Annotated in this window: 3 protein-coding genes; all 3 read right to left on the minus strand. The window is 38.1% G+C overall.

Translation table 11 applies throughout. The features are described 5' to 3' along the window. On the minus strand, positions 1-347 hold a 347-nt coding region (locus DW103_RS17880), incomplete at its 3' end, for a hypothetical protein (protein ID WP_147381255.1). A 4-nt stretch (positions 348-351) separates the two neighbouring features. After that, the gene (locus DW103_RS17885; protein WP_122278638.1) at positions 352-804 is read right to left on the minus strand and encodes a hypothetical protein; all 453 of its coding nucleotides are present in this window, start codon (positions 802-804) and stop codon (positions 352-354) included. 119 nt (positions 805-923) lie between these two features. After that, positions 924-1265 (minus strand): hypothetical protein (locus tag DW103_RS17890; RefSeq protein WP_122278641.1); only part of this gene is annotated, 342 nt, incomplete at its 5' end.

The raw sequence follows: 1265 nt of genomic DNA on the forward strand, positions 1-1265 counted from the left end.
TTTCGGGAATTAAGCCCATAACAATATATTACAACCCATGTAATCCAACTAACGAATGTCTTAGTACTATCCTTATCCTGTTCCATCATTATCCCAACCCAAAAGGCCACAGCCAAGATTAATAGATAAATTAATAGATAGACAATAGTCCTAAAAAACTTATTTTTCCGAAAATCGCATCTATCTGCCGCCAATCCCCAGAACATATCAATGGTGGCCATCACAGGAATAACCATAAAGAAATTCTCTATTGGAGAAAAAAAGTCCAGAGCGGTCGCTATTCCTGCTATCGATATAGCCCTAAACCAGTTAGTCAAATCCAATAGATAAGGGATTAATCTTTGCATGTCGCTATGTATTAGTGTTATAATATTTCAGAAAACTAAAACTACTCGCATACCTCCTCTCACTACACGGTTTGAGGTATTCGTCTTGTAGTGTATATGCCTCTTGCTCGAAAGCAATCATCCTGTAAGCCTTGTCTGCATCTCTGTACATGATTAAGCGAATAAGGAACTCGACCAGATACCAAACATAGAAGAGGAACACAGGGATAGCGATAAGCGCCAGCATCCACCAGCCGTAACAGTCGAAGGTGAAGCAAGTAAACATTATCCCAACCGCGAGAGCCAGGCCACTGCCAAATAATGTTTCATACTGCTCCACATGACTTGCTTCGTGAAACTTGTCTCGTTCAGATAATTTTTTTTCTTCGGTAAATACTACTCCGAAGAGCATAACCGTTGCGAAGTCGGCCAGAAAGGTTACGACTTTCGCTATTTTGCTATTATAATATACTTTCATGTTGTTATTTATTTTTAAATTTTAAAGTTCTTCATTCCATAGCTCAACATCATATTTAAGATTCCGGGTACTAGCGTAATGCAGTACCCAGAAAACAACTTCTATAAGGATTATCCAAATCATTCTTTTACAAGGTATTCGCGCAAATACATAAAGTTACCCGCAGTTAACTCCCTTGCCCCTTTAGAAGTAGCATCTACCAATTCATCAAAATCAGCATCAGAGATATAATCTATTTTAATTTCTACATCTTCGTTTAACAGCTCGGACGAATAATCTTTTATGTCATCATCGAACTTTTTCGTCAGCTCGTTTAACTCTTTCTCTTCAGCTTCAGAGCGTTCTTTGTTTTTAATAAGCTCATCCAATCCTATTGGTTTGAACTTATCGAAAGCTATCTTTAACGCTTCCTCTATTTCCTTCGAATGTTTACCTAACCGAACCAAGTTACGCATCATGGC

The sequence above is a fragment of the Parabacteroides sp. AM08-6 genome (assembly GCF_003473295.1).
Lineage (GTDB): Bacteria > Bacteroidota > Bacteroidia > Bacteroidales > Tannerellaceae > Parabacteroides.